Source organism: Paraburkholderia sp. J67 (genome assembly GCF_905220265.1).
GTDB lineage: Bacteria > Pseudomonadota > Gammaproteobacteria > Burkholderiales > Burkholderiaceae > Paraburkholderia.
In genome coordinates this window covers 632,671-659,308 of sequence record NZ_CAJMZK010000002.1, presented here as the reverse complement: position 1 = coordinate 659,308, position 26,638 = coordinate 632,671, and the positions used below count along the sequence as shown (strand labels likewise).

At 62.5% G+C, this 26,638-nt stretch carries 25 protein-coding genes and 1 tRNA gene; 1 reads left to right on the top strand and 25 read right to left on the bottom strand.

What is annotated here, in order from left to right; all coding sequences use genetic code 11:
- Positions 1–5: 5 nt before the first annotated feature.
- The 24 genes from U5782_RS06825 to U5782_RS06710 all read right to left on the bottom strand — a co-directional run bounded on the left by U5782_RS06825 (position 6) and on the right by U5782_RS06710 (position 23,906).
- Positions 6–455, bottom strand: coding sequence for a DUF1178 family protein (locus tag U5782_RS06825; RefSeq protein ID WP_322043043.1), 450 nt, complete (start codon positions 453–455; stop codon positions 6–8).
- 283 nt (positions 456–738) lie between these two features.
- Entirely contained in the window at positions 739–1,326 is a 588-nt protein-coding gene (locus U5782_RS06820; protein ID WP_322043042.1) for an NUDIX hydrolase, read from the bottom strand.
- Between the two features lie 101 nt (positions 1,327–1,427).
- Positions 1,428–1,730: a DUF2818 family protein gene (locus U5782_RS06815; RefSeq protein WP_322043041.1), complete on the bottom strand. Its 303-nt coding sequence runs from the start codon at positions 1,728–1,730 to the stop codon at positions 1,428–1,430.
- Entirely contained in the window at positions 1,730–3,202 is a 1,473-nt protein-coding gene (nuoN, locus tag U5782_RS06810; protein ID WP_322043040.1) for an NADH-quinone oxidoreductase subunit NuoN, read from the bottom strand. Before nuoN ends, U5782_RS06815 begins: the two co-directional genes overlap by 1 nt.
- A gap of 24 nt (positions 3,203–3,226) precedes the next feature.
- Entirely contained in the window at positions 3,227–4,726 is a 1,500-nt protein-coding gene (locus U5782_RS06805) for an NADH-quinone oxidoreductase subunit M (protein WP_322043039.1), read from the bottom strand.
- A gap of 13 nt (positions 4,727–4,739) precedes the next feature.
- Entirely contained in the window at positions 4,740–6,785 is a 2,046-nt protein-coding gene (gene nuoL, locus U5782_RS06800) for an NADH-quinone oxidoreductase subunit L (protein ID WP_322043038.1), read from the bottom strand.
- Positions 6,786–6,796: 11 nt separating this feature from the next.
- A complete protein-coding gene (nuoK, locus tag U5782_RS06795; protein WP_006052894.1) occupies positions 6,797–7,102 on the bottom strand; it encodes an NADH-quinone oxidoreductase subunit NuoK in 306 nt (101 codons plus the stop codon).
- A gap of 20 nt (positions 7,103–7,122) precedes the next feature.
- Positions 7,123–7,824: an NADH-quinone oxidoreductase subunit J gene (locus tag U5782_RS06790; protein ID WP_322043037.1), complete on the bottom strand. Its 702-nt coding sequence runs from the start codon at positions 7,822–7,824 to the stop codon at positions 7,123–7,125.
- A 174-nt stretch (positions 7,825–7,998) separates the two neighbouring features.
- Positions 7,999–8,487: an NADH-quinone oxidoreductase subunit NuoI gene (gene nuoI, locus U5782_RS06785; RefSeq protein ID WP_322043036.1), complete on the bottom strand. Its 489-nt coding sequence runs from the start codon at positions 8,485–8,487 to the stop codon at positions 7,999–8,001.
- Positions 8,488–8,501: 14 nt separating this feature from the next.
- Positions 8,502–9,566 (bottom strand): NADH-quinone oxidoreductase subunit NuoH, encoded by a 1,065-nt coding sequence (gene nuoH / locus U5782_RS06780; protein ID WP_322043035.1) that lies wholly within the window; start codon positions 9,564–9,566, stop codon positions 8,502–8,504.
- Positions 9,567–11,900 (bottom strand): NADH-quinone oxidoreductase subunit NuoG, encoded by a 2,334-nt coding sequence (gene nuoG / locus U5782_RS06775; RefSeq protein ID WP_322043034.1) that lies wholly within the window; start codon positions 11,898–11,900, stop codon positions 9,567–9,569.
- 116 nt (positions 11,901–12,016) lie between these two features.
- Entirely contained in the window at positions 12,017–13,345 is a 1,329-nt protein-coding gene (gene nuoF, locus U5782_RS06770) for an NADH-quinone oxidoreductase subunit NuoF (protein ID WP_322043033.1), read from the bottom strand.
- A complete protein-coding gene (gene nuoE, locus U5782_RS06765) occupies positions 13,342–13,827 on the bottom strand; it encodes an NADH-quinone oxidoreductase subunit NuoE (RefSeq protein ID WP_322043032.1) in 486 nt (161 codons plus the stop codon). The genes nuoF and nuoE overlap by 4 nt, the downstream gene beginning before the upstream one ends.
- 154 nt (positions 13,828–13,981) lie before the next feature.
- Complete coding sequence (locus tag U5782_RS06760) at positions 13,982–15,235, bottom strand: NADH-quinone oxidoreductase subunit D (RefSeq protein WP_322043031.1); 1,254 nt, start codon at positions 15,233–15,235, stop codon at positions 13,982–13,984.
- A 9-nt stretch (positions 15,236–15,244) separates the two neighbouring features.
- Complete coding sequence (locus tag U5782_RS06755; RefSeq protein WP_322043030.1) at positions 15,245–15,850, bottom strand: NADH-quinone oxidoreductase subunit C; 606 nt, start codon at positions 15,848–15,850, stop codon at positions 15,245–15,247.
- Between the two features lie 22 nt (positions 15,851–15,872).
- Positions 15,873–16,352 carry a NuoB/complex I 20 kDa subunit family protein gene (locus tag U5782_RS06750; protein ID WP_027819582.1) on the bottom strand — a complete coding sequence of 160 codons (480 nt, stop codon included), beginning with the start codon at positions 16,350–16,352 and terminating at the stop codon, positions 15,873–15,875.
- 72 nt (positions 16,353–16,424) lie between these two features.
- Positions 16,425–16,784 (bottom strand): NADH-quinone oxidoreductase subunit A, encoded by a 360-nt coding sequence (gene ndhC / locus U5782_RS06745; protein ID WP_027819583.1) that lies wholly within the window; start codon positions 16,782–16,784, stop codon positions 16,425–16,427.
- Positions 16,785–16,951: 167 nt separating this feature from the next.
- Positions 16,952–17,036, bottom strand: a tRNA-Leu gene (locus tag U5782_RS06740).
- 112 nt (positions 17,037–17,148) lie between these two features.
- Complete coding sequence (gene secG, locus U5782_RS06735) at positions 17,149–17,547, bottom strand: preprotein translocase subunit SecG (protein ID WP_322043096.1); 399 nt, start codon at positions 17,545–17,547, stop codon at positions 17,149–17,151.
- Positions 17,548–17,640: 93 nt separating this feature from the next.
- Positions 17,641–18,423: a triose-phosphate isomerase gene (gene tpiA, locus U5782_RS06730; RefSeq protein WP_322043029.1), complete on the bottom strand. Its 783-nt coding sequence runs from the start codon at positions 18,421–18,423 to the stop codon at positions 17,641–17,643.
- Between the two features lie 198 nt (positions 18,424–18,621).
- Entirely contained in the window at positions 18,622–19,638 is a 1,017-nt protein-coding gene (locus U5782_RS06725) for an NAD(P)H-quinone oxidoreductase (protein WP_322043028.1), read from the bottom strand.
- A 116-nt stretch (positions 19,639–19,754) separates the two neighbouring features.
- Positions 19,755–21,905, bottom strand: a complete 2,151-nt coding sequence (gene pnp, locus U5782_RS06720; protein WP_322043027.1) for a polyribonucleotide nucleotidyltransferase — start codon at positions 21,903–21,905, stop codon at positions 19,755–19,757.
- Positions 21,906–22,227: 322 nt separating this feature from the next.
- The gene (rpsO, locus tag U5782_RS06715; protein WP_027795476.1) at positions 22,228–22,497 is read right to left on the bottom strand and encodes a 30S ribosomal protein S15; all 270 of its coding nucleotides are present in this window, start codon (positions 22,495–22,497) and stop codon (positions 22,228–22,230) included.
- A gap of 140 nt (positions 22,498–22,637) precedes the next feature.
- Positions 22,638–23,906, bottom strand: a complete 1,269-nt coding sequence (locus U5782_RS06710) for a branched-chain amino acid ABC transporter substrate-binding protein (RefSeq protein WP_415914265.1) — start codon at positions 23,904–23,906, stop codon at positions 22,638–22,640.
- A 270-nt stretch (positions 23,907–24,176) separates the two neighbouring features.
- On the opposite strand from U5782_RS06710, the gene U5782_RS06705 reads away from it, so the two are divergent.
- Complete coding sequence (locus tag U5782_RS06705) at positions 24,177–24,710, top strand: hypothetical protein (RefSeq protein ID WP_322043025.1); 534 nt, start codon at positions 24,177–24,179, stop codon at positions 24,708–24,710.
- Positions 24,711–24,799: 89 nt separating this feature from the next.
- Here the strand turns inward: U5782_RS06705 and U5782_RS06700 are convergent, their stop codons facing one another.
- A complete protein-coding gene (locus tag U5782_RS06700; RefSeq protein ID WP_322043024.1) occupies positions 24,800–26,347 on the bottom strand; it encodes a 2-isopropylmalate synthase in 1,548 nt (515 codons plus the stop codon).
- Between the last annotated feature and the right edge of the window lie 291 nt (positions 26,348–26,638).

Sequence of the window (26,638 nt, the reverse complement as noted above, 5' to 3'; positions counted from 1 at the left end):
CATGGTTACTGGAGCGGATCCTTCAACGCGGCCGGTACCGGCAGCGGCATCACATCGATGCCTTCTTCGACAAGGGCTCGCGCATCCTCCGCGGAAGCGACGCCGCGAATATTGCGCGCCGGCGCTTCGTTGTAGTGCATGCGCCGGGCTTCCTCGGCGAAACGGTCGCCTACGTTCTCCGTTTTCTCCAGGACCTCGCGAATCGCGCGCAACGCATGCGCCTGCCACTGCGCAGCCGGCCCGGCATGGGATGCCTGGCCCGCCGCAGCGGACGGCGCCTCGCTCGCACCCGACAGATTCAGCCGGGGCGCCGACGGCACGCGGGTCACATGGGTGGCGCCGCACATCGGGCAGGCGACCAGCTCGCGCGAAAGCTGCGATTCAAAATCGTCAGCGGAAGCGAACCAGCCTTCAAACCGATGGCCGTCTGGGCACTGTAAATCGAGGACCTTCATGGGGAATCAAGGCTTGCGTTGAAGTTTATCGCAAAACGAAAATTTCTGAACGATCGTTCGTAAAATTTCTCGACGGGGAAAACACCAATGTCGAGCGGATTTCTGGGCGGAGCGAAAACACGCCTGCACACCGTCCGGCGACCGGTGGTCGATTGTAGCGCCGTGCGAGACGCGCCGCTTGCCTTTGCCTGAAGCAAAATTGTGTCGCCGATGTGAAGACGGCGGCCTTGCGGGCCGCCGTCTTCGAGATGTTTGAAGCCGTCTCGCACAAAATCTGCGTGGCTTACTCCGGCTGCGCGAGCGGCCAGCTACCGGACAGCGCCTTTTCAAGCCAGAACGTGCCGATGATGGTCTTCACGTCCGTGATCTTGCCCTCGCGGACCCAGTCGAGCAGTTCGGGCAGCGTCGCCGTGAAGGTTTCCAGGAATTCGCCATCGTCGAGCTTCGACTCGCCCGCCGTGAGGCCGCGCGCGAGATAGATGTCGATGAACTCGGTCGAGTACGAAATCACCGGATGGATCTTGGTGAGATAGATGTACTCGCGCGCCTCATAGCCGGTCTCTTCCTTGAGTTCGCGTTTCGCGCAGGCGAGCGCGCCTTCCTGCGGATCGAGCTTGCCGGCGGGGAATTCGGTCATCACCCGTGCGAGCGGGTAACGGTACTGGCGTTCCATCAGCACGCGGCCGTCGTCGAACAGCGGGATCACCATCACCGCGCCCGGATGCTGGACGTATTCCCGCGTGGCGTGCTTGCCGTCGGGCAAGGCCACCGTGTCGCACTTGAGCGTGAGGAACTTGCCCGCGTGGAGCGTCTTGCTTTCCACACACGTCTCGGCGAGCGCCGGGTCGTGTTTCTGATCTTCAGCAGCCATGTTCAACCTCGGGAGGATCGGAATGGAGAGGCGCGGAAAACCGCGATGCAATTGAATATTCTTCGGAAAATGCAGCGCCCCGCTCTTGCGAGGCGCGTGCATCACGCCGGACGGCGTTTGACGAGATATTGCCAGGCGAAGCCGGGAAACGCGAACACGACAAAAAGACTGAACGTGATCGCGTAGAACTGCCAGCCCTGGTCAAAGCGGTTACCGGCGCGCGCTTCCAGCAGGAAGCCGAACGCGCCGACCACGAAATACAGCACGATCAGCTCGACGATGCGGATCCACGCGCTCTTTCTGGGCGCGCGCATCGGCATGATGCCGAGCAGACGCTGATTGAGAAACGGCAGGTTGGCGCCCGCGAGCGCCAACAACACGATAAACCAACCGGCTGCCGACATTACAGCGGCAGCGTGTGCGTGACGGCCTGCAAGCAGAGCGACATCAGCGGGCCCGGCACGATGCCGAGCACGAGCACGGCCACGCCATTGATCGTCAGCAGCGTGCGATTGGCCGCGTGGCCTTCGATCGGCGAGCTGTCCTGCGGCGCGTCGAAATACATCAGCTTGACGATACGCAGGTAGTAGAACGCGCCGAACAGCGACGTCACCACGGCGAGGATCGCAAGCCAGGTCAGGCCGGCGTTCATCGTGGCTTCGAGCACGGCGAGCTTCGCGTAGAAGCCGACCGTCGGCGGAATGCCGGCGAGCGAGAACATCACGAGCATCATGACGAACGCTAGCATCGGGCTGCGATGGTTCAGGCCCTTGAAGTCGTCGAGCGTTTCGGCTTCGAAATCGTGGCGAGCGAGCATCATCACCACGCCGAACGCGCCGAGCGTCGTGATCAGGTAGACGATGCTGTAGAACATGGCCGAGCTGTACGCGCTCGCCGCACCCGTCGCCTTGTTGTCGACGATGCCGGCCAGCAGGCCGAGCAGCACGAAGCCCATGTTCGAGATGGCCGAGTAAGCCAGCATGCGCTTGACGTTACGCTGGACGATACCCGTGATGTTGCCGACGATCATCGACAGCGCCGCGAGAATGATCAGCATTTCCTGCCAGTCCACGGCCAGCGGCAGCAGACCCATGACGAGGAAACGCACCGCCCACGCGAAGGCCGCCACCTTCGGGCCGCCGCCGGTGAGCAGCGTCATGGCCGTCGGTGCGCCCTGATAGACGTCGGGCACCCACATGTGGAACGGCACCGCGCCCATCTTGAACGCCACGCCCGCGACCACGAACACCACGCCGAACAGCAGCACGATGTCGTTGATATGGCCCGAGGCGACCGCCTTGAACACGTCGGACAGATCGAGCGAGCCGGTCGCGCCGTACAGCATCGAGATACCGTAGAGCAGGAAACCCGAAGCGAGCGCGCCCAGCACGTAGTACTTCATGGCCGCTTCGTTCGACTGCGAGGCGTCACGGCGCAGCGCGATCAGCGCGTAGAGCGAGAGCGACATCAGCTCGAGGCCGAGGTACAGCGTGAGGAAGTTGTTGCCCGAGATCATGACGATCTGGCCGAGCAGCGAGAACATGCCAAGCAGGAAGAACTCGCCCCGGAACAGGTCACGGTCTTCGAGGTACTTGCGCGAGTACACGATCGACACGGCATAACCGAGCGTGACCACCGACTTCATCGCGCTGGCGAACGGATCGATCACGTACATGCGCGTGAAGTAGTAGTTCACGTGCGGGTCGAACGCGTTCACCGCGAACCAGATGCCGGCGACGACCGTCGTCAGCAGCGCGATGAGATAGGTCGTGCGCCGGCCCGAAGGACCGGAGAACGTGTCGTTGAGCCACGCGACGATGATGCCGGCGAGTACCAGCGCATCGGGTAGCAGAGCGTTCATAGGGGCGTTTGGCATGATCTTTTGTTCCTCCGCTCGGTATTACTGTGACAGCGGCAGTTTCGACACTGCGACGTGGGAGAGGAGGTTTTCCACGGAAACGTGCATCACATCGGTAAAGGGCTTCGGGTAGATGCCCATGAAAAGCGTAAACAGCGCGAGTACCACGAGAATCCCGTATTCGCGGCAGTTGATGTCCTTCAGCTCGCGGACATGATCGTTCGCGACCGCGCCAAAGTACACCCGCTTGTACATCCACAACGTGTAGGCCGCGCCCAGGATCAGCGTGAACGCCGCCCCGAATGCGATCCAGAAGTTGTACTTCACAGCCGCCAGAATCACCATGAATTCGCCGACGAATCCCGAGGTGCCCGGCAAACCGCAGTTGGCCATCGCAAACAGCATGGCCAGCGCCGCGAACTTCGGCATCGTGTTGACGACGCCGCCGTAATCGGCGATCTGACGCGTATGCATGCGGTCATACAGCACCCCGATGCACAGAAACATGGCGCCCGAGACGAAGCCGTGCGAGATCATCTGGATGATCCCGCCTTCGACCGCGAGCTGGCTCGACGGGCCGAACATAAAGAAGCCGAGCGTGACGAAGCCCATGTGGGCGATCGACGAATACGCGACCAGCTTTTTCATGTCCGACTGCACCATCGCCACGAGGCCGATGTAGATCACCGCGATCAACGACAGCGTGATAATGCCCGGCGCCAGGTAGTGGCTCGCGTCCGGCGTGACCGGCAGCGAGAAACGCAGGAAACCGTACGCGCCGAGCTTGAGCATGATGGCAGCCAGCACCACCGAACCGCCCGTGGGCGCTTCGACGTGCGCGTCCGGCAACCACGTGTGGACCGGGAACATCGGCACCTTGACGGCGAACGCGAAGAAGAACGCGATGAACAGCAGAATCTGCGGCGTCATCGCAAGCTTGGCGTCCTGCCAGGCGGCGAGTTCGAACGTACCCGTCACGCGGTAGAGATACAGCAACGCGATCAGCATCAACAGCGAGCCGGCCAGCGTGTACAGAAAAAACTTGAAGGCCGCATACACGCGGTTCGGGCCGCCCCACACCCCGATGATGATGTACATCGGGATCAGCGTGGCTTCGAAGAACACGTAGAACAGCAGGCCATCGGCGGCGCAAAAGACGCCGATCATCAGACCCGACAGGACAAGGAAGGCGGCGAAATACTGCGCGACGTCTTCCTTGATGACCTGCCAGCCCGCGATCACCACGATCACGGTAATGAGCGCCGTGAGCACCACGAACCACATCGCGATGCCGTCGATGCCCAGGTGATAGGCAATATTGAACCGGTCGATCCAGAGCGACTTCTCCTCGAACTGCAGCGCAGCCGTGGTGGTGTCGAAGCCCGAGATGAGCGGAAGCGTAACGAGGAAACTAAGCACTGAACCGATGAGCGCGAGCCAGCGGGCTCGGCCCGGGTTCCGGTCGGAACCCACTACTAAAACGATGATGCCGAAGATGATCGGCATCCAGATCGCAATACTGAGAATCGGGGTTGCGTGCATGCGTTTCCTCGCCTTATTTGCCGCTGAGCGTTACAAACAGGGTAAGGAGGCCAAGCATGCCAATGATCATGGCGAATGCGTAGTGATAGATATAGCCGGATTGCAGGAAACGAATGACAGTTGCAAACCAGCCGATAAACTTGGCGCTCCCGTTCACGACGCCGTCGATCACGACGACATCGCCCTCCTTCCACAGACCGCGACCGATAGCGACTGCTCCGCGTGCGAAGACGATTTCGTTGATCTTGTCGAGGTAATACGCGTTTGCCAGCAGCTTGTAGACCGGTGCGAACGTGCGCTGCACGACGGCCGGCAGATCCGGGCGCTTCATGTAGAAGAACCACGCCACCACCACACCCGCGAGTGCGAGCCACACCGGAGCGCCCGAGAACGCATGCGCGCCCATCGCGGCCCAACCCTGGAACTCTTCGGCCATCTCGGTCAGACCCGGATGGTTCTGGCCGATGAAGATCACCTTGTCGAACGCCACGCCGCTCTGGAAGAACGAGCCGAACAGCAGCGGCTGGATCGCGTAGGCGCCGGCAATGATCGACGGAATTGCGAGCAGGACGAGCGGCAGCCAGATCACCCACGGCGACTCGTGCGGCACGTGCACGTGATGATCGTCGTGACCGTGATCGCCGTGGCCGTGGGCTGCTTCGATCGCCATCGGCGATTCCGGATGCTTCGGACCGCGGAAGCGCTCTTCACCATGGAACACGAGGAAGTACATGCGGAACGAGTACAGCGCCGTCACGAACACGCTCGCCACGACCGCGAAGTACGCGAAGCCCGAACCTGGCAGGTGCGAGAGCTTCACGGCGTCGATGATCGAATCCTTCGAGTAGAAGCCCGAGAAGAACGGCGTGCCGATCAGCGCGAGCGAACCGACGAGCGAGGTGATCCACGTGATCGGCATGTACTTGCGCAGGCCACCCATGTTGCGCATGTCCTGGTCGTGGTGCATACCGATGATGACCGAGCCCGCGGCAAGGAACAGCAGCGCCTTGAAGAACGCGTGCGTCATCAGGTGGAAGATCGCGACCGGGTAAGCCGAGACACCGAGCGCCACCGTCATGTAGCCGAGCTGCGAGAGCGTCGAGTACGCGACCACGCGCTTGATGTCGTTCTGCACAATGCCAAGGAAGCCCATGAACAGCGCGGTAATGGCGCCGATCACGACGATGAACGAGAGCGCGGCGTCCGAGAGTTCGAACAGCGGCGACATACGCGCGACCATGAAGATACCGGCCGTCACCATGGTTGCCGCGTGAATCAGCGCGGAGATCGGCGTCGGGCCTTCCATCGAATCGGGCAGCCAGACGTGCAGCGGGAACTGCGCCGACTTACCCATTGCGCCGATGAACAGGCAGATACACGAAACCGTCAGCAGGTTCCACGAGGTGCCCGGGAACGTCAGCGCGGCGAGTTCGTGGCCCTTCGCGAACACGTCGTTGTAGTTCAGCGAACCGCCGTACGCGAGCAGGAGACCAATGCCCAGCAGGAAGCCGAAGTCACCCACGCGGTTCACGAGGAACGCCTTCATGTTCGCGTAGATGGCGCTTTCACGCTTGAAGTAGAAGCCGATCAGCAGGTACGAAACCAGACCCACCGCTTCCCAGCCGAAGAACAGCTGCAGGAAGTTGTTGGCCATCACGAGCATCAGCATCGAGAACGTGAAGAGCGCGATGTACGAGAAGAAGCGCTGGTAGCCCTCTTCTTCCGCCATGTAGCCGATCGTGTAGATGTGCACCATCAGCGACACGAAGGTCACGACGATCATCATGAGCGCCGTGAGCGAGTCGACGAGGAAGCCCACTTCGAACTTCATGCCGCCGACCGACATCCATTCGTAGACGGTCGCGTTGAAACTCGCACCACCCAGCACGTCGAAGAACGTCATGCACGAGAGCACGAACGCAATCGCGACGCCGAGAATGGTGACCGTATGTGCGCCAGCGCGCCCCACTGTCTTGCCGAACAGACCCGCGATGAGCGAGCCGGCGAGTGGAGCCAGCGGAATCGCCAGCAGCAAGTTTTCGTTGAGTGTCGTAGCCATAACCGCCTGCCTTAGCCTTTGAGCTGATCGAGATCCTCGACATTGATCGTGTCGAGGCTGCGGAACAGAGTCACAAGAATAGCCAGACCAATTGCTGCTTCCGCCGCCGCAACTGTAAGCACGAAGAACACGAAAATCTGTCCGTGAACGTCACCGAGATAATGCGAGAACGCAACGAAGTTCGTGTTCACCGCCAACAACATCAGCTCAATCGCCATCAGGATGATGATGACGTTGCGCCGATTCAAAAAGATACCAACGATCGAGATCGCAAACAGGATCGCGCCGAGGACGAGGTAATGGGCCAGGGTCAACATGGTGGTTCGCTCCTTCGCGCTTAGCTCTTTGTTGCGGGCGCGGCCGGCGCGGCACCCTGCGCCGCCGGGGCGGCTGCAGCGGCATCGGCCGACGCGGCTTCCTCGACTTCCGGCACTTCGACCACGGCCTGCATCTTCACGAGGCGCACGCGGTCCTGGCGACGCACGCTGACCTGCTTCGACACGTCCTGGCGCTTGCTGTCTTTCGGCTCGCGCACGGTCAGGCCGATCGCCGCGACGATCGCCACCAGCAGCACGAGGCCTGCGACTTCGAACGCGAAGATGTAGTCGGTGTAGATGATCTTGCCGATCAGATGCGTGTTCGAGATCGACGACGCAGCCGCGGCCGAGGTGTCGGCCACGGGCGACGTGGTCGCGCCATAACCGTGCCAGAGGATCAGCGCGGTTTCGACCACCATGATCGCGCCCACGATGGTCGCGACCGGGATGAAGCGCTTGAAGTCGCGGCTCAGCACGTCGACGTTGATGTCCAGCATCATCACCACGAACAGGAACAGCACCATCACCGCGCCCACGTAGACGAGCACCAGCAGGATCGCGAGGAACTCGGCCTCCAGCAGCATCCATACCGCGGCCGCGTTGAAGAACGCGAGCACGAGAAAGAGCGCCGACGAGACGGGGTTGCGCGAGGTGATCACCTTCATCCCTGATAGCGTGAGCAACAAGGCGAAGATGTAGAACAGGACGGTCGTGAATTCCATGATTACTGGTTCATCGTTGAGGCCATCATAAGGCGGATTGCGCAGCGCAAACTGGCGGCCAGACCAGGGAGCGCCGCGCCGCGAGGGTCGGCATGCAGGGTCGCCGCGATTTCAGGCGCAGGCGTGCCCCGCAGCCGGCCCGAACCGCGGGCCGATGCAGCGTCAAACTGAAGATCAACGGTACGGTGCATCTGCTGCCTTGTTTGCCGCGATCTGCGCTTCGTAGCGGTCGCCGACAGCCAGCAGCATTTCCTTGGTGAAGTACAGGTCGCCACGCTTCTCGCCGTGATACTCGAGAATGTGCGTTTCGACGATCGAATCCACCGGGCAGCTCTCTTCGCAGAAACCGCAGAAGATGCACTTGGTCAGATCGATGTCGTAGCGCGTCGTGCGGCGCGTGTTGTCGGCGCGCACGTCCGATTCGATGGTGATGGCCATCGCCGGGCACACGGCTTCGCACAGCTTGCACGCGATGCAGCGCTCTTCGCCGTTTTCATAGCGGCGCAGTGCGTGCAGACCGCGAAAACGCGGCGACATCGGGGTCTTCTCTTCCGGGAACTGCACCGTGAACTTGCGCTTGAAGGTGTAACGACCCGTCAGCGCGAGGCCCTTGAGCAGCTCGGTCAGGAAGAACGTCTTGAAGAAGTTTTGGATAGCGGTCATGTTTCTTTCGCCCCTTATTTCCAGATGCTCAGCGGCGACATATACCAGAAACCGACCACGATCAGCCACACGACGCACACCGGAATGAACACTTTCCAGCCAAGACGCATGATCTGGTCATAGCGGTAGCGCGGGAACGTCGCGCGGGCCCAGATGAAGACCGACAGAAGGCAGAAGACCTTCAACACCAGCCAGAACACGCCGGGGATGAAATCGAGGAAGCTGAACGGCGCGCTCCAGCCACCGAGGAACAGCGTGGAAGCCAGCGCCGAGATCACGATCATGTTGATGTACTCGGCGAGGAAGAAGAGCGCGAAGCCCATCCCCGAGTAATCGACCATGTGACCCGCGACGATTTCCGACTCGCCTTCCACCACGTCGAACGGGTGACGGTTGGTTTCGGCGAGGCCCGAGATGAAGTAGACGACGAACATCGGCAGCAGCGGCAGCCAGTTCCACGAGAGGAACGTGATGCCCCAGTTCGCGAAACGACCGTGCATCTGGCTCTGGACGATGTCCGAGAGGTTCAGGCTGCCCGACACCATCAGCACCACGACGAGCGCGAAGCCCATCGCGATTTCGTACGAGACCATCTGCGCCGCGGCGCGCATCGCGCCGAGGAACGCATACTTCGAGTTCGAAGCCCAGCCCGCGAGAATCACGCCGTAGACGCCGAACGACGAGATCGCCATCACGTAGATGAGACCCGCGTTGATGTCGCCGAGCACCGCCCCCGCCTGGAACGGAATCACCGCCCAGACCGCGAAGGCCGGCACCACCACCATGATCGGCGCGACCATGTAGACCCAGCGGCTCGCCTGGGCGGGCTGGATCACTTCCTTGAGCAACAGCTTCAGGACGTCGGCGATCGGCTGCAGCAGACCGCCCGGGCCGACGCGGTTCGGGCCCAGACGCACGTGCATCCAGCCGATGAGCTTGCGCTCCCACAGGATCAGGTAGGCCACGCACAGCAGGATCACCACCGAGACGACGAGAATGCGCACCAGCGCCCACACCGTGGGCCACGCCACGCCGAGCAGCTGGCTGCCGCCTGCATTGATCGTATCGAACAAGCTCATTTACGCCTTCTCCACCAGCAGTTCACCGAACAGGCTGCCGAGTTGCGCGCCGGCCGGCGTCGCCGCCGACACGCGCACCGCCGTCGGCGCAAGATTCGCATCGCGCGTCGCGGGCGCCGTCACCGACAGCTCGCCCTGACGCACGCGCACCGCGTCGCCTTCCTTCAGACCGAGCTGGTCGAACAGCGCAGCCGGCAGGCCGACCGTGTTCGCCACGCGAGCGGCCGTCGTGAGGTGCAGCGCTTCGGAGCGGCGCACGATCGGATCGGCGTGATAGATGGGCACGTCAGCGATACGTTCGAAGCGGCCTTCCGCCGCCTTCGCGACGCTGCCGCGCGCGACCGTGGCGCTGGCCTTGTTCGACAGACGCGCGTCGAAGCTGCCGTCGCCGATTGCCTTGCGGCGCACTTCTTCAGCGGCGTCGTATTCGAAGCCGGACAAGCCCATCAGCGTGCCGAGCACGCGCAGGACCTTCCAGGCCGGACGCGTGTCGCCGAGCGGGCGCACGACGCCGTTGAAGGTCTGCACGGTGCCTTCGGCGTTGACGAAGGTGCCCGACGTTTCCGTGTACGGCGCGATCGGCAGCAGCACGTCGGCGTAGTCGAGGCCGGTCTTGAACGGCGAGAACACGGCGACCATTTCGGCCTGCGCGAGCGCGGCGCGGGCGGCAGCCGGGTTGACCGTGTCGAATTCGGGTTCGACGTTGAACAGCAGATAACCCTTGCGCGGCTGCTCGAACACTTCGCGTGCGTTCAGACCGTCGCGGCCCGGCAGTGCGCCCACGAGGTGCGCACCGACCGTGTTGGCGGCTTCGCTCAGGAAACCGAGCGTCGCGCCCGTCGTGTCGGCGATGAACTGCGCAGCAGCGTGCAGACGCGAGAATTCCGGATGCTGGACCGCGGCGTTGCCGAGCAGCACGAAGCGGCGCTCGCCGCTCGCGAGCGAGGCGGCAACCTGCTTCGCGGCGTCAGTCGCTTGCGCGCCGGCGAAACCTTCGGGCAGTGCCACACCCTTCGCTTCAGCGACGGCGGCAGCGATCGCAGCGAGCTCGTCGAGCCATGCCGACGGCGCAGCGACGATGCGTTGTGCGTTCGGTATCAGCGAACCATCGGCCGTCGCGTTCAGGAAGGACACCTGCGCCCCGCCCTTCGCAGCCTGGCGCAGACGCGCGGCGAACAGCGCGTGGTCACGGCGCAGGAACGAACCGATAACGAAAGCCGAGTCCGCGTAGGACAGATCGGCGATCTTCGTGCCGAGCCACGGCGCGCCTTCGAGCGGCGCCGAGAAGTCGCTCTGACGCAGGCGGAAGTCGACGTTCGGCGTGCCGATCGCGTCCGCGAGCTGCTTCACGAGATGCAGTTCTTCGAGGGTGCTATGCGGGCTGACCAGCGCGGCGAGCATGTTTTCGCCGTGATCGTCGCTGATACCGCGAATGCCCTTCACCACGTAATCGAGCGCGGTCTGCCAGTCGGTTTCCACCCACTCGCCGCCCTGCTTGATCATCGGGCGCGTGAGGCGGTCTTCCGCGTTCAGGCCTTCGTACGAGAAACGATCCTTGTCCGAGATCCAGCATTCGTTGACGGCTTCGTTCTCGAACGGCAGCACGCGCATCACGCGGTTGTTCTTGACCTGCACGACGAGGTTCGCACCGGTCGAATCGTGCGGGCTCACCGACTTGCGGCGCGACAGTTCCCACGTACGCGCCGAGAAGCGGAACGGCTTGCTCGTGAGCGCGCCGACCGGGCACAGGTCGATCATGTTGCCCGACAGTTCCGAATCCACGGTCTTGCCGAGGAAGGTGCTGATTTCCGAGTGCATGCCGCGACCGAGCATGCCGAGCTCCATCACACCGGCGATCTCGTCGCCGAAGCGCACGCAGCGCGTGCAGTGGATGCAGCGCGACATCTCTTCCATCGAGATGAGCGGGCCGACGTTCTTGTGGAACACGACGCGCTTTTCTTCGCTGAAGCGCGACGCCGACTTGCCGTAACCGACGGCCAGATCCTGCAACTGGCACTCGCCGCCCTGATCGCAGATCGGGCAATCGAGCGGGTGGTTGATCAGCAGGAATTCCATCACGGCTTGCTGACCCTGCACGGCCTTGTCCGACGTCGTGCGCACGACCATGCCTTGCGACACCGGCGTCGCGCACGCGGGCACGGCCTTCGGCATCTTTTCGACATCGACGAGACACATCCGGCAGTTGGCCGCGATCGACAGCTTCTTGTGATAGCAGAAGTGCGGAATGTACGTGTCCACGCGCTGCGCAGCCTGGATCACCATGCTGCCCTCGGGCACCTGCACCTTCTTGCCGTCTATTTCAAGTTCAACCATGATGGTTAATCGTCCCTAACCTGTTACCGCTCAATTTCTCAGCGGCATTCCCCGTTACACCGCTAGTGCGGCGTGCCACGTGGTTCGCGCACCGCGCGCTGTCCTTGCTCGCCCTTTCAGGCAGCCACCGTTTCCGAGGCCGCATGCGAGCCGGCGTGACCGCCGACGAGACAACGCTTGTTGTGCACGTGATATTCGAATTCGTCCCAGTAATGCTTGAGCATGCCGCGCACCGGCATGGCCGCCGCGTCGCCGAGCGCGCAGATTGTACGGCCCATGATGTTGCCCGCGACCGAGTTCAGCAGATCCAGGTCTTCCTGGCGGCCCTGACCATGCTCGATACGGTTCACCACGCGATACAGCCAGCCCGTGCCTTCGCGGCAAGGCGTGCACTGACCGCACGACTCTTCGTAGTAGAAGTACGAAAGACGCAGCAGCGAGCGCACCATGCAGCGCGTTTCGTCCATGACGATGACCGCGCCGGAGCCGAGCATCGAGCCCTGCTTGGCGATGGAGTCATAGTCCATGTCCGTCTGCATCATCAGGTCGCCCGGAATGACCGGCGCCGACGAGCCGCCCGGAATCACGGCCTTGAGCTTCTTGCCGCCGCGCACGCCACCGGCGAGTTCCATCAGCGTCGCGAACGGCGTGCCGAGCGGAATCTCGTAGTTGCCCGGACGCTCCACGTCACCCGAGATCGAGAAGATCTTGGTGCCGCCGTTGTTCGGCTTGCCGAGTTCCATGTAGGCCTGCGGGCCCACGGTCAGCAGGAACGGGACGGCTGCGAACGTCTCGGTGTTATTGATCGTGGTGGGCTTGCCGTACACGCCGAAGCTCGCCGGGAACGGCGGCTTGAAGCGCGGCTGGCCTTTCTTGCCCTCGAGCGATTCGAGCAGCGCCGTCTCCTCGCCGCACACATACGCGCCATAGCCATGGTGCGCGTGCAGCTGGAACGAGAAGTCCGAGCCAAGAATGTTGTCGCCGAGCAAGCCCGCGGCGCGCGCTTCATCCAGCGCGGCCTCGAAGCGGCGATACACCTCGAAGATCTCGCCGTGGATGTAGTTGTAGCCCACGGTGATGCCCATCGCGTACGCGCCGATCGCCATGCCTTCGATCACGGCATGCGGATTCAGGCGCAGGATGTCGCGGTCCTTGAACGTACCCGGTTCGCCCTCGTCCGAGTTGCAGACGAGATACTTCTGCCCCGGGAACTGACGCGGCATGAAGCTCCACTTCAGGCCAGTCGGGAAACCCGCGCCGCCTCGGCCGCGCAGACCACCGGCCTTGACGTCGGCGATCACCTGTTCGGGCGGCACCTTGCCTTCGACGATACGGCGCAGCTGCGCATAACCGCCGCGCGCAACGTAGTCCTGGAGATGCCAGTTCTCGCCGTTGAGGCCCGCGAGAATCAGGGGTTTGATGTGACGATCGTGCAACGCAGTCATTTCGCAAGCTCCTCGAGCAGCTGGTCGATCTTCTCGCGGCTCATGAAGCTGCACATACGGTGGTTGTTCACGAGCAGCACCGGTGCGTCGCCGCACGCGCCCATGCATTCACCTTCTTTCAAGGTGAACTTGCCATCCGACGTGGTTTCGCCGAAGTCGATACCGAGCTTCTGCTTCAGGTATTCCGCGGCGCCTTCCGCGCCGCCATCCGGGCCGAGCTGACACGGCAGGTTCGTGCAGAGCGTGATCTTGTGCTTGCCGACCGGCCGGGTCTCGAACATCGTATAGAAGGTGGCCACTTCCTGGACGGCAACCGGCGGCATGCCGATGTAGTCGGCCACGAACTGCATCAGTTCGGGCGACAGCCAGCCATGCTCTTCTTGAGCCACGGCCAAAGCCGCCATCACGGCGGACTGTCGCTGATCGGCGGGGTACTTCGACAGCGCGCGATCGATTTCTTTCAGGCCTTCAGCTGAGATCATTTTCAGACACGACTCTTTCAATTCCTACCGTTTCAATTCCCGCCAGACAAACTCCTGCCGCGCGTTACGCATTCCTGCTCGCTGCGACAGATGTGGCGTTCCCGGTATTTCGCCGCGCGCCCTGCTTTTCGCTGGCGCGCCGGCAGTTTGCTGCTTAGCGGTCGATTTCACCGAACACGATGTCCTGTGTACCGATGATCGTGACCGCGTCGGCAATCATGTGACCGCGCGCCATTTCATCCAGCGCGGCCAGGTGGGCATAACCCGGTGCGCGGATCTTCAGACGATACGGCTTGTTTGCGCCATCCGACACCAGGTAGATGCCGAATTCACCCTTCGGATGTTCGACGGCAGCGTAAGCCTCGCCCGCCGGCACATGGAAGCCTTCCGTGAAGAGCTTGAAGTGGTGAATCAGCTCTTCCATGTTCGACTTCATGTTCACGCGTGACGGCGGCGCAACCTTGTGATTGTCGACCATCACGGGGCCAGGATTCTTGCGCAGCCACTCAATGCACTGTTTCGCGATCCGGGTGGACTGACGCATTTCTTCGACACGCACGAGGTAGCGGTCGTAGCAATCGCCATTCACGCCCACCGGAATGTCGAAGTCCAGTTGGTCGTAGACTTCGTACGGCTGCTTCTTGCGCAGATCCCACTCGATGCCCGAACCGCGCAGCATCGCACCCGTCAGACCGAGTTGCATGGCGCGCTCTGGGCTCACCACGCCGATGCCCACGAGACGCTGCTTCCAGATGCGATTGTCGGTGAGCAGCGTTTCGTACTCGTCGACACAGCCCGGGAAGCGCGTGAAGAAGTCGTCGATGAAGTCCAGCACCGAGCCCTGGCGCGCTTCGTTCATCTTCGCGAGCGCCTTCTCGTTGTGGATTTTCGACGCCTTATATTGCGGCATTGCGTCCGGCAGATCGCGATAGACACCGCCCGGACGGTAATACGCCGCGTGCATACGCGCGCCCGACACCGCCTCGTAGACGTCCATCAGGTCCTCGCGCTCGCGGAACGCATACAGGAACACCGCCATTGCGCCGACGTCGAGCCCGTGCGAGCCGATCCACATCAGGTGGTTCAGCACGCGGGTGATTTCGTCGAACAGCACGCGGATGTACTTCGCGCGGATCGGCACTTCGAGGCCGAGCAGCTTTTCGATCGCGAGCACATAGCCGTGCTCGTTGACCATCATCGACACGTAGTCGAGACGGTCCATGTACGGCACCGACTGAATGAAGGTCTTGCTCTCGGCGAGCTTTTCGGTCGCGCGATGCAGCAGGCCGATGTGCGGATCGGCGCGCTGGATCACTTCGCCGTCGAGCTCGAGCACGAGGCGCAGCACACCGTGCGCTGCCGGGTGCTGCGGGCCGAAGTTGAGCGTGTAGTTCTTGATCTCTGACATGCGACCCTCTTAGTGTTTCCTCAGACCACCGTAACGATCCTCGCGGATCACGCGCGGCGTGATCTCGCGCGGCTCGATCGTAACCGGTTGATAGACTACCCGCTTCTGCTCCGGGTCATATCGCATCTCGACATAACCGGAAACCGGGAAGTCCTTGCGGAACGGATGGCCAATGAAACCGTAGTCGGTCAGGATACGGCGCAGGTCGGGGTGGCCTTCGAAGACGATACCGAACAGGTCGAACGCTTCACGTTCGTACCAGTTGGCCGAATTCCAGATCTCGACGACGGAGGGAACGATGGGCACTTCGTCGTCCGGCGCGAACACGCGCAGACGCAGACGCCAGTTGTTTGTGATGGAGAGCAGCTGCGAAACGGCCGCAAAACGCGGACCGTCCCAGGCGCCGTCGCCATAGGTTTGATAGTCGACGCCGCACAGGTCGATCAACTGTTCGAAGCGCAGCGACGCATTGTCGCGGAGTTCCGTCGCAACATTGAGGTAATCTACCGCCTTTATGACCAAGGTCAACTCACCGAGCTTTTCAGTGAGGCTGACGATGCGCGCACCAAGGGTCGCTTCGAGGTTCGCTTTCAGGGTCTCGAGTTTGCTTGCCATATTGTGGGGAGGCGCTTGGCCTTTATTGACGGGCGATGGTGCTAGTGCGGCGAATCTTCGCCTGCAACTGGATCACCCCGTAGACCAGGGCTTCCGCTGTAGGCGGGCAACCTGGCACATAGACGTCGACCGGCACGATGCGATCGCAACCGCGCACGACCGAATACGAATAATGGTAGTAACCGCCGCCGTTGGCGCAGGACCCCATCGAGATGACCCAGCGCGGCTCGGCCATCTGGTCGTAGACCTTGCGCAGTGCCGGCGCCATCTTGTTGCAGAGGGTACCGGCGACGATCATGACATCGGACTGACGCGGACTCGGGCGAAACACCACGCCGAAGCGGTCGAGGTCATAACGGGCCGCGCCCGCGTGCATCATTTCGACCGCGCAACACGCCAGGCCGAACGTCATCGGCCACAGCGAGCCGGTGCGCGTCCAGTTGATCAGCTTGTCAGCCGTAGTGGTGACAAACCCTTCCTTCAAGACCCCTTCGATACTCATGTGCTTTCCACTCCAGCGGACGGCCTGCAGTGTCCCCACAGTGCCGCCCATGCTATCCGGCGATTTAACCCGTCATTCCCAGTCGAGACCGCCCTTCTTCCAGATGTAGGCAAAGCCCAGCAGGAATTCGAGCAGAAACAGCATCATCGACAGGAAGCCCGGCCAGCCAATGTCGCGCAGGGCTACGCCCCACGGAAACAGGAATGCCGTTTCGAGGTCGAAGATGATGAAGAGAATGGCCACGAGGTAATACCGTACATCGAACTTCATGCGCGCGTCTTCGAACGCTTCAAAGCCGCACTCGTACGGTGAATTCTTTTCGCTGTTGGGGCGATTGGGACCGAGGATCTTGCCGATGCTGACCAGCGCCACGCCCAGACCAAGACCTACGAGAAGGAACAACAGGACGGGGTAATAGGTAGCGAGGTTCAAGGCTATCCTCTATCGGGTTGGTTCTGAGGTTCCGCAGGAGAACTTCTGGTCGCTCCGCGGGAATTGCTTTACGTACTTCGCGCTGCGAACGAAACAAACACGACGTATAAAGCAAAAATGCCAGCCGAAGCTGATGAAGCAAGCGGCTGGCATTTTATCGAATACATTGGTGCCGACGGCGAGACTCGAACTCGCACAGCTTTCGCCACTACCCCCTCAAGATAGCGTGTCTACCAATTTCACCACGTCGGCACTACATGCAATCCGGGACAACAATTTATTGAAACCCGCGAATCGCTTCAAGACTTAAATTCTAACCCGTTCTGGCGATTTGTTCAATGCACAAAAACAGATTTTTGAAACTTTATTTCGGAACGTCGTTACCAGGAGCCGATGCTGCTGCCGACGATGCCACTGCCGGAACGCTTGCATTGGACGCTGCGGAAACACTCGCTGCGACCGGCGCCGAAGCTACGACCGGGGCTGCTGCCGAACCGCCAAGCACGCCCGCCGAAGGCTTCGCATGATACGACCCCAGGTAAGTTAACGCAAGCGTCGACACGAAAAAGACCGTTGCGAGAATTGCGGTGGTACGCGACAGGAAGTTCGCGGAACCGCTCGCGCCGAACAGGCTGCCCGACGCGCCGCTACCGAAAGCCGCGCCCATGTCGGCACCTTTGCCGTGCTGCAGCAATACGAGGCCGATCACCCCGAGCGCCGACAGAAGCTGAACGACGATAATCAACGTTTTCAAATACAGCATCACACTCACCTGAGTCCTGGTTGAACGCACCCTCGTTCGAGGATGCGCAGAGTCGGCCGGCACGGCCCTCGCAAGAGTCGCCGTGCGGAACCTTTAGCCCGCGACGCTCGCGCCCGCCGCAGCGGCCGCGCAGATCGCGAGGAAATCTTGTGCCTTGAGCGATGCGCCGCCGATCAGGCCGCCATCGATATCGGCCTGACGGAACAGCTCCGCCGCATTCTCCGGCTTCACGCTGCCGCCGTACAGCAACGGTACGTCCGCCACGCTCGCACCCTTGGCGGCAAGACGCGCACGCAGAAACGCGTGCACCTGCTGCGCCTGCTCCGACGTAGCGCTCTTGCCCGTGCCGATGGCCCACACCGGCTCGTAGGCGACGACGATTTGCGCCGCTTCCTGCTCCGACAGCACGGCCAGCACCGCATCGAGTTGCGCGCCGACGACCTGTTCGGTCGCGCCGCTTTCGCGCTCTTCCAGCGTCTCGCCTACGCAGACGATTGGCGTCACGCCGGCTGCCAGCACGCGCTGCGTCTTCACCGCGACGAGTTCCGAGCTTTCACCGTGATAGGCGCGACGCTCCGAATGCCCAACGATCGCAAAGCCTGCCTCGAAATCGGCAACCATGCCCGCGGCCACTTCGCCCGTGTAGGCGCCCTGTTCATGCGCCGAGACATCCTGCGCACCCCACACCACGCGGCTTGCGCCAAGCAGCGCCTGGGCCTGAGCGAGATAGGGGAACGGCACGCACACGCCGACACGGACGTCGGCCGGCAGCGCCTGAGCGCCCTGCGCGACGCCTTCGAACAGTGCAGCGTTGGCCGCCACGCGGCCATGCATCTTCCAGTTACCGACTACGAGCTTCGATCGTTGATTCGTCATTGTTCCGGTTGCTGTTAAAAGCGGACGCAAAACACATCATTTTACTGCGTGTAATCGAAGTGGGTCAAACCGACCCACTCTTCACGCACGAAAAATTTGCGTCGACAAAGGCAGAAAATAATCAGGAAAATCAAGCGCGAACCCCATCGTCACGATTAACGGGGACGCGCATGCCGCACGGAGACGGGCAAGCGATCGTTAAGCCGCCTGACCCCAATCGAGCACGATCTTGCCGATGTGCTCACTGCTTTCCATCAGCGCGTGGGCCTCGGCGGCCTGTGCAGCCGGGAACACCTTGTAGACGACCGGCTTGATGCGGCCATCTTCGAGCAGCGGCCAGACCTGCTCCTTCAAATCCCGGGCGATCTGCGCCTTGAACTCGACCGAGCGGGCACGCAGCGTCGAACCCGTGACGGTCAGACGGCGGCGCAGGATCTCGCCCATGTTGAGTTCGGCCTTCGAGCCGCCGAGCGTTGCGATCAGCACGATGCGCCCGCCCGTCGCCAGCGCCGACAGCTCGCGCGACACGTAGCCGCCCGCCACCATGTCGAGGATCACATCCACGCCGCGATCGTTGGTGAGCGACTTCACGACATCCACGAAATCTTCGCTGCGGTAGTTGATCGCGCGCTCCGCGCCGAGCGCCTCGCAGGCGCGGCACTTCTCGTCCGAACCAGCGGTCGCGAACACGCGAAAGCCCAGGGCATGCGCGATCTGGATCGCCGTCACGCCGATCCCGCTCGAACCGCCCTGCACCAGCAAGGTCTCGTTTTCGCCACCCTCGCCGTGGCCCAACTGGGCGCGCTGGAACACGTTGCTCCAGACGGTGAAGAACGTTTCGGGCAGCGACGCGGCCTCGATATCGCTCAGCCCCTTCGGCACCGGCAGACACTGCCCGAGCGGCGCGATCACATACTCGGCGTAACCGCCGCCCGCGATCAGCGCGCACACGCGGTCACCCTGCTTCAGACCAAACGGATTGTTATTCGGGTCGATCGTGCCGCCGACGATCTCGCCTGCCACTTCGAGCCCCGGCAGATCCGAGATACCCGGCGGCGGCGCATACGAACCCTTGCGCTGGAACACGTCCGGGCGATTCACCCCCGACGCGCTCACCTTGATCAGCACTTCACCGGCTTTCGGCTCGGGCATGGGGCGCTCGCCCAGCTTGAGCACGTCCGGCGCACCGAATTCGGTTATTTCGACAGCCTTCATCTTCCGTCTCCCCAAGGTCTGGATGGCACTACCCGCGCGGTGCCTCGCAACTGCTCATTGTCATAAAAAAACGGCCGGCGCGCTCGTCGCGCTGCCGGCCGTTTCAGCCAACCGCCTTACTGCTGCGGTTCGCCTTGCGGTGCGGTGCCGCCATTGGCTTGCTCATTGAGCAGCGCCTTGGCCGACAGACGCACACGACCCTTCTCGTCCGTCTGGATGACCTTGACCTTCACGATCTGGCCTTCCTTCAGATAGTCGTTGATGTCCTTGATGCGCTCGTTGGCGATCTCGGAGATGTGCAGCAGACCATCCTTGCCCGGCAGCAGGTTCACGATCGCGCCGAAGTCCAGCAGCTTGAGGACCGCGCCTTCGTACACCTGGCCCACTTCGACTTCAGCCGTGATGTTCTCGATGCGCTTCTTCGCTTCGGCCATGCCTTCGCTCGACGTCGAAGCGATGGTCACAACGCCGTCGTCCGAAATGTCGATGGTCGTACCGGTTTCTTCCGTCAGCGCGCGGATCACCGAGCCACCTTTGCCGATCACGTCGCGGATCTTTTCCGGGTTGATCTTGATGGTGATCATGCGCGGAGCGTATGCCGACAGCTCCGTGTTCACGCCCGACACCGCCGAGGTCATCTTGCCGAGGATATGCAGACGGGCTTCGTGCGCTTGCGCGAGCGCGACCTGCATGATTTCCTTGGTGATGCCCTGGATCTTGATGTCCATCTGCAGCGCGGTCACGCCAGCTTCCGTACCCGCCACCTTGAAGTCCATGTCGCCGAGGTGATCTTCGTCGCCGAGGATGTCGGTCAGCACCGCGAACTTGTTGTCTTCGAGGATCAGGCCCATCGCGATACCCGCGACGTGCGCCTTCATCGGCACGCCAGCGTCCATCAGTGCGAGGCAACCGCCGCAGACCGAAGCCATCGACGACGAACCGTTCGATTCGGTGATTTCCGAGACGACGCGGATCGAGTAGCCGAATTCTTCGGCGCTCGGCAGGCACGCGACCAGCGCGCGCTTGGCCAGACGGCCGTGGCCGACTTCACGGCGCTTGGGCGAACCAACACGGCCCGTTTCGCCGGTCGCGAACGGGGGCATGTTGTAGTGAAGCATGAAGCGGTCGCGGTACTCGCCTTCGAGCGCGTCGATGATCTGCTCGTCGCCCTTGGTGCCGAGCGTCGCGACGACCAGCGCCTGCGTTTCGCCACGCGTGAAGAGTGCCGAACCGTGCGTGCGCGGCAGCACGCCAGTGCGAATTTCGATCGGGCGAACCGTGCGCGTGTCACGGCCGTCGATACGCGGCTCGCCGTTCAGGATCTGCGAACGGACGATCTTGGCTTCGATGTCGAACAGCATGTTGCCGACGGTCGCCTTGTCGGCCGCCGTCGTGCCGGCCGCAGCCGCGTCTTCTTCGAGCTTCGCCGACGTCGCTGCGTAGACTTCCTTCAGCTTGGTCGAACGCTGTTGCTTGTCGCGCAGCTGGTACGCAGCGAGCAGGTCGCTGTGAGCCAGTTCCGTCACGCGTGCGATCAGCGCTTCGTTCTTCGGGGCCGGTTGCCAGTCCCACTCGGGCTTGCCACCGTCGCGCACCAGTTCATGGATCGCGTCGATCGCCGTTTGCATCTGCTCGTGGCCGAACACGACCGCGCCGAGCATCACGTCTTCCGGCAACTGGTCGGCTTCCGATTCGACCATCAGCACTGCGCGTTCCGTACCGGCGACGACGAGGTCGAGGCGCGACTGCTTGCTTTGCGAGCGCGTCGGGTTCAGAACGAATTCGTTGTCGATGTAGGCCACGCGTGCGGCGCCGACCGGGCCGTTGAACGGCAGACCCGAGATGGCCAGCGCAGCCGACGCGCCGATCAGCGCGGGGATGTCAGCCGGGATTTCCGGGTTGATCGACAGGACGTGGATCACGACCTGGACTTCGTTGTAGAAACCTTCCGGGAACAGCGGGCGCAGCGGACGGTCGATCAGGCGCGAGATCAGCGTTTCGCCTTCCGACGGACGGCCTTCGCGGCGGAAGAAACCGCCCGGGATCTTGCCGGCCGAATAGGTCTTCTCGAGGTAATCGACGGTGAGCGGGAAGAAGTCTTGACCCGGCTTGGCCGTCTTCGCGCCGACGACGGTCGCGAGCACGACGGTATCTTCGACGTCGACGATGACGGCGCCGCTCGCCTGACGGGCGATTTCACCGGTTTCGAGGCGCACATTGTGCTGGCCCCATTTGAATTCCTTCACGACTTTATTGAACATGGTCATGTCACTCACTCCTTACTCATTTGTTATGCGGCGCCCGCACACGCGGGCGACACGGCAAGACAGAGATCCAGCGCCGCGCGGCAAGAGTAGTGTTATGCCATTCCAGCGGAGCACGCGAGACGGCTGAGACGAACTGCCGCGCACGCACGATCTGCTGGAATGACACAAAGCTCTGCCCCGTGGCCCAGCCCTGCTGCCTGGTGTAGTGCCTTGTACTGCCTGGTACTGCTATCCGGTGCGCATCGCGAGAAGCGGACCGTTCAAAAACAAAATGCCTGTATCAGTGGAACTGACACAGGCATCTTTCTGGAAGACCTTCCGGTTACTTGCGCAGACCCAGCTTTTCGATCAGAGCGCGGTAACGATCAGCGTCCTTGCCCTTCAGGTAGTCGAGCAGCTTGCGACGGCGGCTAACCATGCGCAGCAGACCGCGGCGGCTGTGGTGATCCTTCGCGTGCGACTTGAAGTGGCCAGTCAGTTCGTTGATACGCGACGTCAGGAGTGCAACCTGAACTTCGGGCGAACCCGTGTCGCCGGTGCCACGCGCGAATTGCGCGACGATGTCGGACTTCTTGATATCTGCTACGGACATTTTGCTTTTCCTTTAAAACAAACGAGCGGTCACGGAAGAAAGGCCGTGCCGTGCTTGATTCCTACCCACCGCGAAATACGGCGAGTCCGGCATTGTAGCACAGCCACATCGTCCCGCGACCGGCCCGGCTACGAGCAGGTTCAGGGGCGCTTCATCCGGCAGACCGTGGCGGGCACGGTGCGCTCCGCAGGCAGCGCCAGCACGGTGCGGAACCCGTAGCCCGAGCCCTCGTTGTCGTAGCGCACGCCGGGCGTGCCCTGCTTGTCCATCTGCATGACGTAAAGGGGCTGGATCACCTGATGATCGTCGGCGCGCATCCACATCGGATGGAAGCCATTGTCGAAACGCATCCCCTCCAGCGCCTTCGCGACCGCCTCGGGCTCGGACGAACCGGCCTTATGCATCGCCTGGGCGAGCATTTCCACCAGCATCGACATGCGCAGCACCGGGTAGTCGTCCTGTGCACCCGGGTAGCGCGCACGGAAGGCCTGATACCAGGCGTCCGAAGCTGCGCCGCCGGCGTTAGGGTGCCAGTCGGCCACGGCGATCACGCGCTTGACGCCCGCGTCGCCGAGCGCTGCCGGAGCGCCGAGGCTATTGCCGTAGAACGTGTAGAACGTCGTGTCGAGCCCCTGCTCGCGCGCAGCCTTCACGAGCAGCGTGAGGTCGTTGCCCCAGTTGCCGGTGATGACGGCGTCGGCGCCCGAGGCGCGGATTTTCGCGATGTACGGCGAGAAATCCTTCACCCGGCCGACCGGGTGGAACTCGTCGCCCACCACGGCGATGTCCGGGCGCCGCTTGCCCAGCGCCCCGCGTGCGAGCGTGCTCACGTCATGGCCGAAGCTGTAGTCCTGATTGAGCAGATAGACCTTCTTCACCGATTTATCGGCGGCGATCACGTCGGCGAGCGCATCCATGCGCATGCCCGCGTGGGCGTCGAAGCGGAAATGCCAGAAGCTGCAACCGGCGTTGGTGAGCGCGGGATCGTCGGCGGAATAGTTGAGGAACAGCTCGCGATTGTCCGGCTCGCGCGCATTCTGCCGGTCGATCGCCCCGATCAGCGCCGCCGCCACCGCCGAGCTGTTGCCCTGAAGGACGAAGCCGATATGACGATCCTGCGCCGCGCGCAGTTGCATCAGCGCGGCTTCGGTGCTGCCCTTGCTGTCCAGCACGACCAGTTCAAGCGGATGCCGCCCGTCGGGCAGCGCCACGCCACCCGCCGCGTTCGCGCGTTCCACGCCGAAGCGCAGATTGCGCTCGACGGCCGCGCCCGCATCGGCGAACGGCCCCGACATGCCCTCGATCAGCGCGAGCTGGATCGGTTTGCCCGTGGGCGCGGTATCCGTTGCCTGCGTTGCCTGCGCAATCGTTGCGCCCAACGCGAACAGCCCCACCGCTGCCGTCAGCATGCCCAGCAGTGCGCGCCGTGTGGTTCGTGCCTTCATGCGCCTATTCCTCGTCTCTGGCCCAGATGAAGCGCGGATCATAGGACGCGCGTGCCCAACGCCGCAAGCCCGGCACCGCTCATCGAGCCTTCCCGCGAAATCGTGACGTGTCAAAATATCGGTTCCATAACTGGTCCCGACCGCTGGTTCAGAAGCGGGTGGCGACTGGTTCGAAATCGTACGATCCGCACGACTCGCACGACGTCCGACAAGCGCGTGCGCCCCGGAGACTTCATGCTCAACCGCCTTTCCCCTGTCTTCACTGCCCGCCTGCCGCGTCGGTTGCTCGTCGCTGCTCTCGGCGCGCTCGCGCTCGCCGGGTGCGTGCCGCCGTGGCAGCAGTTTCACGCGGGCGACGATGCCCAGGCCGTGATCGCCCGCTTCGGCCAGCCGCGCGAAGTCTACGACCTGCCCGACGGCGGCAAGCGCCTGATGTGGCCCACCCAGCCAATGGGCGAAGTGACGGTCGCCGCCGACATCGACGGCAGCGGCAAGGTCGTCAACGTACGCCAGGTGCTGCAACCCAACGAGTTCTACAAGGCCGAGATCGGCAAGTGGACGCGCACCGACGTGCTCGTGAACTTTGGCCGCCCGGTAGAAACCGCCTACTTCCCGCTGATGAAACGCGAAGCGTGGACCTATCGCTATCTGGAAGACGGCGTCTGGTACATGCTCTACAGCTTCTACTTCGACGACCAGGGCATCCTGCGCCTCACACAGAAAACGCCCGACCCGTTGCACGATCCCGACCGGCGCAGCCTGTTCTGACCGCCTCGCTAAAGGCGGGCGGGCGGCAAAACGCAAAAACCCCGCACTCTCGCGAGTGCGGGGTTTTTCTTTAACCGCCGTGCCGATGCTTACGAACGCTGCGGATTGAGCTTGTCGCTATCCGAATGCAGCTTGTTGAGCGCCGAGATATACGCCTTGGCCGAGGCCGCGACGATATCCGGATCGGTCCCCACGCCGTTGACGATACGGCCAGCCTTCGACAGACGCACCGTCACTTCGCCCTGCGCCTGGGTGCCGGTCGTGATGGCATTCACCGAGTACAGCAGCAATTCCGAACCGCTGCCCACTTCCGTTTCGATCGCGTTGAACGTCGCGTCCACCGGGCCGTTGCCGGCGGCTTCGCCCGTGACTTCCGAACCGTCCGCCGAGAACACGATGCGTGCATGCGGACGCTCGCCCGTTTCCGAACGCTGCGAGAGCGAGACGAACTTGTAGTGCTCCTTCTCCTGCGCTTCAGCCGACTCTTCCGTCACGATCGCGATGATGTCTTCGTCGAAGATTTCGGCCTTACGGTCGGCCAGTTCCTTGAAGCGTGCGAACGCGCTGTTGAGCTCGCCTTCGCTGTCGAGCGTGATGCCCAGTTCCTGCAAACGCTGCTTGAACGCATTGCGGCCCGAGAGCTTGCCGAGCACGATCTTGTTCGCGCTCCAGCCCACGTCTTCCGCGCGCATGATTTCGTAGGTGTCGCGCGCCTTGAGCACGCCGTCCTGGTGGATGCCCGAAGCGTGCGCAAAGGCGTTCGCGCCAACCACCGCCTTGTTCGGCTGCACGACGAAACCGGTGATCTGCGAGACGAGCTTCGAAGCCGGCACGATCTGCGTCGTGTCGATGCCGAGATCGAGGCCGAAGTAGTCCTTGCGGGTCTTCACGGCCATGACGATTTCTTCGAGCGAGGTGTTGCCCGCGCGCTCGCCCAGACCATTGATCGTGCACTCGACCTGACGCGCGCCGCCGATCTGCACGCCGGCCAGCGAGTTCGCCACGGCCATGCCGAGGTCGTTGTGGCAGTGCACCGAGAACACCGCCTTGTCCGAGTTCGGAATACGCTCGCGCAGCGTCTTCACGAGGTTGCCGTAGAGTTCCGGCACGCCGTACCCGACCGTATCCGCGATATTGATCGTGGTCGCGCCTTCGTTGATGACGGCTTCGAGCACGCGGCACAGAAAGTCCATGTCCGAGCGGCTGCCGTCTTCCGGCGAGAACTCCACGTCGTTGGTGAACTTGCGTGCGTAACGCACTGCCAGTTTGGCCTGCTCGAGCACCTGCTCCGGCGACATGCGCAGCTTCTTCTCCATGTGCAGCGGCGACGTGGCGATGAAGGTGTGAATGCGGAAGTGATCGGCGGGCTTGAGCGCGTCGGCTGCGCGCTGGATGTCCTTGTCGTTGGCGCGGGCCAGCGAGCAGATCGTGCTGTCCTTGATCATGCCGGCGATCGTGTGGATCGCGTCGAAATCGCCGTTCGAGCTGGCCGCGAAGCCGGCTTCGATGATGTCGACCTTCATGCGCTCGAGCTGCTTCGCGATGCGGATCTTCTCTTCCTTCGTCATCGACGCACCGGGCGATTGTTCGCCGTCACGCAACGTCGTATCAAAAATGATGAGCTTGTCTGCTGCCATTTTGGGTCTCCGGGGGGACTTGTTCAGTGTCTAAAAACGGATTTTGGGTGTTCGCGCCACCGATGGCGACGCTGACAATGAACGAGGCTTACGGAGGGCGAGCGAGATCAGCGCGGCAGGCGCGCTAGCGCTAGCGTGCTTAGTCGCGCGCCGGCTTGAAGGGAGAAGAAGGGGAACTGGATGCTGTCCATCCGCCGACTATAGCCGGATTCCTTCGATAGCGCAATCCGGGGCAGCGCGCGTTTTCGCATCGCAAAAAAACAAAAAGGGCCGCGCTAGCGCGCGGCCCTT

Bases quoted from the DNA above. Each gene is read 5' to 3' on its own strand.
- pnp (WP_322043027.1), bottom strand. From the start codon at position 21,905: ATGACCATGTTCAATAAAGTCGTGAAGGAATTCAAATGGGGCCAGCAC.
- U5782_RS06825 (WP_322043043.1), bottom strand. From the start codon at position 455: ATGAAGGTCCTCGATTTACAGTGCCCAGACGGCCATCGGTTTGAAGGC.
- rpsO (WP_027795476.1), bottom strand. From the start codon at position 22,497: ATGTCCGTAGCAGATATCAAGAAGTCCGACATCGTCGCGCAATTCGCG.
- nuoL (WP_322043038.1), bottom strand. From the start codon at position 6,785: ATGGCTACGACACTCAACGAAAACTTGCTGCTGGCGATTCCGCTGGCT.
- U5782_RS06815 (WP_322043041.1), bottom strand. From the start codon at position 1,730: ATGTCGGCAGCCGGTTGGTTTATCGTGTTGTTGGCGCTCGCGGGCGCC.
- U5782_RS06805 (WP_322043039.1), bottom strand. From the start codon at position 4,726: ATGCACGCAACCCCGATTCTCAGTATTGCGATCTGGATGCCGATCATC.
- U5782_RS06725 (WP_322043028.1), bottom strand. From the start codon at position 19,638: ATGAAGGCTGTCGAAATAACCGAATTCGGTGCGCCGGACGTGCTCAAG.
- U5782_RS06790 (WP_322043037.1), bottom strand. From the start codon at position 7,824: ATGGAATTCACGACCGTCCTGTTCTACATCTTCGCCTTGTTGCTCACG.
- U5782_RS06705 (WP_322043025.1), top strand. From the start codon at position 24,177: ATGCTCAACCGCCTTTCCCCTGTCTTCACTGCCCGCCTGCCGCGTCGG.
- U5782_RS06700 (WP_322043024.1), bottom strand. From the start codon at position 26,347: ATGGCAGCAGACAAGCTCATCATTTTTGATACGACGTTGCGTGACGGC.
- nuoN (WP_322043040.1), bottom strand. From the start codon at position 3,202: ATGCCAAACGCCCCTATGAACGCTCTGCTACCCGATGCGCTGGTACTC.
- U5782_RS06760 (WP_322043031.1), bottom strand. From the start codon at position 15,235: ATGTCAGAGATCAAGAACTACACGCTCAACTTCGGCCCGCAGCACCCG.
- U5782_RS06820 (WP_322043042.1), bottom strand. From the start codon at position 1,326: ATGGCTGCTGAAGATCAGAAACACGACCCGGCGCTCGCCGAGACGTGT.
- nuoK (WP_006052894.1), bottom strand. From the start codon at position 7,102: ATGTTGACCCTGGCCCATTACCTCGTCCTCGGCGCGATCCTGTTTGCG.
- nuoF (WP_322043033.1), bottom strand. From the start codon at position 13,345: ATGACTGCGTTGCACGATCGTCACATCAAACCCCTGATTCTCGCGGGC.
- U5782_RS06755 (WP_322043030.1), bottom strand. From the start codon at position 15,850: ATGGCAAGCAAACTCGAGACCCTGAAAGCGAACCTCGAAGCGACCCTT.
- nuoE (WP_322043032.1), bottom strand. From the start codon at position 13,827: ATGATCTCAGCTGAAGGCCTGAAAGAAATCGATCGCGCGCTGTCGAAG.
- nuoG (WP_322043034.1), bottom strand. From the start codon at position 11,900: ATGGTTGAACTTGAAATAGACGGCAAGAAGGTGCAGGTGCCCGAGGGC.
- secG (WP_322043096.1), bottom strand. From the start codon at position 17,547: ATGCTGTATTTGAAAACGTTGATTATCGTCGTTCAGCTTCTGTCGGCG.
- nuoI (WP_322043036.1), bottom strand. From the start codon at position 8,487: ATGACCGCTATCCAAAACTTCTTCAAGACGTTCTTCCTGACCGAGCTG.
- tpiA (WP_322043029.1), bottom strand. From the start codon at position 18,423: ATGACGAATCAACGATCGAAGCTCGTAGTCGGTAACTGGAAGATGCAT.
- U5782_RS06710 (WP_415914265.1), bottom strand. From the start codon at position 23,906: ATGCTGACGGCAGCGGTGGGGCTGTTCGCGTTGGGCGCAACGATTGCG.
- nuoH (WP_322043035.1), bottom strand. From the start codon at position 9,566: ATGAGCTTGTTCGATACGATCAATGCAGGCGGCAGCCAGCTGCTCGGC.
- U5782_RS06750 (WP_027819582.1), bottom strand. From the start codon at position 16,352: ATGAGTATCGAAGGGGTCTTGAAGGAAGGGTTTGTCACCACTACGGCT.